The following is a 4,098-nucleotide window of genomic DNA, read 5'->3' as shown; positions in this document are numbered from 1 at the left end:
CTGCGTGAACGTGCGCGTCTATGCAGCGCTGCGTGAACGTGCGCGTCTATGCAGCGCTGCGTGAACGTGCGCGTCTATGCAGCGCTGCGTGAACGTGCGCGTCTATGCAGCGCTGCGTGAACGGGCGCGTCTACGCAGCGCCGCGTGAACGTGCGCGCCTGGCCGACGGGCGTGGCCCAGTGTCGACCGTTATCTGGGGTCGCCAGAAGGCAGCTTCAGGCATGTGAGGCAGTTGGCCTTGCGGTGCATGTGCCTCACAAGTAGTTGGGGGCTGTTGAGGCCCATTGCGCACGTGAGCCACGATTTGCCGCGCCGCGACCCCCACCGGCCACGGCGGAGGCCGTCGCGCTCATCTCCGAGCCGTACGCGGAGGGGTGAACCGCTCCGAAGAAGGGCGGCGCAGCCCGATCGCGGTGACGGCCGTGGCGGGCCGTCAGGCGCGGTTCGGTGCCGGCTCCGGCTTGGAGAGATGCGCTGCCGCGCGGCGGGGGAGCAGCAGCGGGGTCGCCAGCAGGAACACGCCGGCCAGGCCGATGGCCGTACGCGGGCCGAGCAGGTCGCCCAGCACACCCCAGACAGCCGTCAGGAGCGCGGTCGAGGCCTTGGTCGTCACCGCCCAGGCGGACAGCGTGCGGGTGACCCGGTCGGTCGCGGTGCGCTCGAGGCGGTAGGTGGCGTAGACGGGGTTGAAGACCCCGCAGCAGAAGATGAGCCCGAGCTCGACGCCCATCACCAGCAGCAGCCCTCCGGTGCCCGGCCCCAGGAAGGCCAGGCCGACGGGCCAGAGCGCGCGCAGCGTCCCGACCACGACCAGGACCTGATGCTGCCCGAACCGGGTGACGAGCGGTCGGGCCAGCCGCGAACCGAGCAGCCCGCCGATCGAGGGCGCGGCGAAGGCGAGGCCGTACTGCCACGGTGCGAACCCGAGTCGGCCTAGCATCAGGACGGCCAGCAGCGGCTGGGCGGCCATCACCAGGCCGTTGAACAAGGCGGTGTTGAAGAACAGCGGACGCAGCGTCGCGTCGGCGAGGATGTACCGCCAACCGTCGAGCAGGTCCCTGGCCCGCATGTGCGCGGACTCCCGGCGTTCGGGCCGCGGTTCTTGCCCGCCCGTCGCGCGGATGCCCAGGGCCGAGAGCAGGTAGCTGACCGCGTCGGCCACCACCGTCGCCACCGGACCGAGGAGCCCGATCGCCGCGCCGCCCAGCGGCGGTCCGATGATCGTGGTCGTCCAGGCCGTGGACTCGAATCGGGCGTTGGCGACGAGCAGGTCCTCGGCCGGCAGCAGCGTCTTCAGGTACGCGCCTGAGGCGGCGCGGAAGCTGATGTCGGCCGCCGCGACGACGACCGAGACCAGCAGGAGCTGAAGGAATGTGAGCACGCCGAGCGCGAACGCGGCGGGGATCGTCAGCAGCGCCGCGAACCGCACCAGGTCCATCGCGATCAGCACCGGCCGCTTGCGGCGGAACTCCACCCACGGGCCGAGCGGCACCGCGACGGCGGCGCCCACCGCAGCCCCCACGGAGGAGAGCGCGGCGACCTCGGCCGGTCCGGCGTGCAGCACCCGGACGGCGATCAGCGGGAACGAGCCGAAGGCGAGCCACGTGCCGAGCGCGCTGGTCCCGTACGCTCCCCAGAGCCACCCGAACTGCCGCCCCAGCCGAGGTCCGAGCAGATGTCCCAGCCGGTGCCCGCTCCTCATGCCCGCCGCCCCTCTCCACTCATCCGCACAACCGATCCGCGATCGGAAGCATCAAAGCGAGCACCACACTTAGGGATCAAACAACCGCAGAGCCACCTGGCTACAACCAACGGTTGTACCCGTAGGGTGTCGGCGTGGACCTCGACACCGTCCGGACCTTCGTCGCCGCCGCCGACGCGGGGCAGTTCCAGGAGGCCGCCGCCGAGCTGACGGTCACCCAGCAGGCCGTCTCCAAGCGCATCGCCGCGCTGGAGCGCAACCTCAGTGTGCGGCTGTTCACCCGCACCGCGCGCGGCGCCGAGCTCACCATCGACGGGCAGGCGTTCCTGCCCCACGCGCGCGAGCTGCTGCGTCTCGCCGAGCGCGCGGTCGCTTCCGTACGCCCCGGCCGCCGTCCGCTGCGCGTCGACGTGATCGCCTCGCGCGGCGCGGCGTCGGGCCTGATGCGCGGCTTCCACCGCGCGCACCCCGAGATCGAGCTCGACGTGGTGTGGCTGTTCGACATCGAGACGGCCGTCGCCGCCATTCGGTCCGGTGCGATCGACGCGTCCTTTCGCGCCGTCGCCGTGCCCGGCCGGCCCCTTCCCGAGGACATCGAGTCCGTACGGGTGCTCGACGAGCCGCTCCAGCTCCTCACCGGCCCCGCCCACGCGCTGTCGGGCGCCCGGTCGGTGACCGTCGATCAGCTCGCCGGGCACCGGATCTGGATGCCCGGCATCGTCCCCGGTACCGAGTGGGCTGCCTACTACGACGACCTCGTCGCCGAGTTCGGCCTCACCATCGAGGCGACCGGCCCCAACTTCGGCTCCGACGCGCTCCTCGACACCGTGGCCGACACCCCGGCCCTGGCCACCTTCATGGGCGAGCAGACCCGCCTCGTCTGGCCCGCCGACCACGGCCTGCGCCGCATCCCGGTGACCGACCCGACGCCCGTCTACCCGCACTCGCTGCTGTGGCACCGCGACAACCCCCACCCAGCGCTGGCCATCCTCCGCGCCCACCTCGCCGCCACAGCGGCCGGCCACGACGCCGTCGGAACTTGGGCGCCGGGCTGGGTAATTCCGCGCTGAACGCCGCCGCGTCTTCGATCACCGTGGTCGGATCGACGGACGGTGGCTCGGGGGCAGGCATGGCCACCGACACACTCGGGCTCTCCCCCTCCATGTGCCTCATTGCCTTGACGGTGATCAAGGTGTGAACGGTGTGGGCCGTCCCCGGGTAGACAGGCCGGTTCGTCCGCGACGCGCGCAACATCTGGGACCTGGCCGTGGCGATCGTCAAGCGCCCCGACCAGGCCAAGGGCTTTGTCCTGCTCCACCGCCGCTGGGTCGTGGAACGCTCCTTCGCCAAGCTGACCAGGTTCCGCCGCCTCGTACGCGACACGAGACCCGCCCAGCCACCCACGAAGCCATGATCTGGACCGCCGCCACCTGGCAGGTCAGCACCGCCTCACCCGCTGACCCAGTTCACAGACGCTCTCTGACACCCGCCCTAGGGGCGCGCGACGCTCATGCTCACCTCGACGAAGCTCACGACAGTGCAGTTGGCAGACCGGGCGCCAGGTCGGCGAAAGGGTTGTCAAGCGAACTGTTCCGATATATCGTTGATGCATCGCGACTGATCAACGATGGAATGGAGTGATTGCGATGCGTTCCCGTGGACAAGACTTCGGATACGAACACGGACATGGACACCACGGCGGACCCGGCCCTCGTGGTCGGGGCGGCTTCGAGGGGCGGCGCGGGGCTTTCGGCCCCTTCGGACCGGGTGGTCCCGGCGGCCCCGGCTTCGGTGGTCCCGGCTTCGGCCCGGGCCCCTGGGGCGGGCGCGGCGGCCGGGGCGGAGGCCGAGGGAGGGCGCGCCGCGGCGACGTACGCGCGTCGATCCTGGCCCTGCTCAAGGACCGGCCCATGCATGGTTACGAGATGATCCAGGAGATCGCCGAGCGCAGCGGCGGGGCGTGGAAGCCCAGCCCGGGTTCGGTCTACCCGACCCTTCAGCTGCTGGAGGACGAGGGCCTGATCACCAGCGAGGCCGAGGGCGGCAAGAAGCTGTTCTCGCTCACCGAGTCGGGCCGCACCGCGGCCGGCGACGGCCCCGACGCGCCTTGGGAAGAGGCCGGGCGTGGCGTGGACTGGGAGACGCTGCACGAGATCCGGCAGGCCGGGTTCGGCCTCATGGAGGCCTTCGGGCAGGTCTGGAAGACCGGCAGCAAGGACCAGCGCGACAAGGCGCTGGTGGTCATCAACGAAGCCCGCAAGAAGCTGTACCTGATCCTCGCCGACGAGGACTGACAGCGTGCGTGGTACCTGACGGCGCCCCGCGGAAGCGTTTCCGCGGGGCGCCGCGCTGCCGGTGTGCGCGGCGGCCGCGCCGGCGCCTGCGTCCGTCGTGCT

General features: G+C 71.4%; 3 protein-coding genes and 1 pseudogene. 3 read left to right on the top strand and 1 reads right to left on the bottom strand.

Annotation, left to right across the window (positions count from 1 at the left end):
- Nucleotides 1-433 precede the first annotated feature (433 nt).
- Complete coding sequence (locus AB0D27_RS38485; protein WP_362518316.1) at nucleotides 434-1,702, bottom strand: MFS transporter; 1,269 nt, start codon at nucleotides 1,700-1,702, stop codon at nucleotides 434-436.
- Nucleotides 1,703-1,836: 134 nt separating this feature from the next.
- Between AB0D27_RS38485 and AB0D27_RS38480 the strand changes: the two genes are divergently transcribed.
- The 3 genes and pseudogenes from AB0D27_RS38480 to AB0D27_RS38470 all read left to right on the top strand — a co-directional run bounded on the left by AB0D27_RS38480 (nucleotide 1,837) and on the right by AB0D27_RS38470 (nucleotide 3,996).
- On the top strand, nucleotides 1,837-2,772 hold the full coding sequence (locus tag AB0D27_RS38480) for a LysR family transcriptional regulator (RefSeq protein WP_362518313.1): 936 nt from the start codon (nucleotides 1,837-1,839) through the stop codon (nucleotides 2,770-2,772).
- 197 nt (nucleotides 2,773-2,969) lie between these two features.
- Nucleotides 2,970-3,083: pseudogene (locus AB0D27_RS38475) on the top strand (transposase); the annotation flags it as partial.
- A gap of 265 nt (nucleotides 3,084-3,348) precedes the next feature.
- On the top strand, nucleotides 3,349-3,996 hold the full coding sequence (locus AB0D27_RS38470; RefSeq protein WP_362518310.1) for a PadR family transcriptional regulator: 648 nt from the start codon (nucleotides 3,349-3,351) through the stop codon (nucleotides 3,994-3,996).
- Nucleotides 3,997-4,098: the final 102 nt, after the last annotated feature.

The sequence above is a fragment of the Streptomyces sp. NPDC048415 genome (assembly GCF_040651675.1).
Lineage (GTDB): Bacteria > Actinomycetota > Actinomycetes > Streptomycetales > Streptomycetaceae > Streptomyces.
The sequence above is the reverse complement of the archived record's forward strand: the minus strand, read 5'-3'. Positions and strand labels throughout refer to the sequence as shown.

Excerpts from the sequence above, each read along its gene's own strand:
- AB0D27_RS38485 (WP_362518316.1), bottom strand. The coding sequence starts at position 1,702 with ATGAGGAGCGGGCACCGGCTGGGACATCTGCTCGGACCTCGGCTGGGG.
- AB0D27_RS38470 (WP_362518310.1), top strand. The coding sequence starts at position 3,349 with ATGCGTTCCCGTGGACAAGACTTCGGATACGAACACGGACATGGACAC.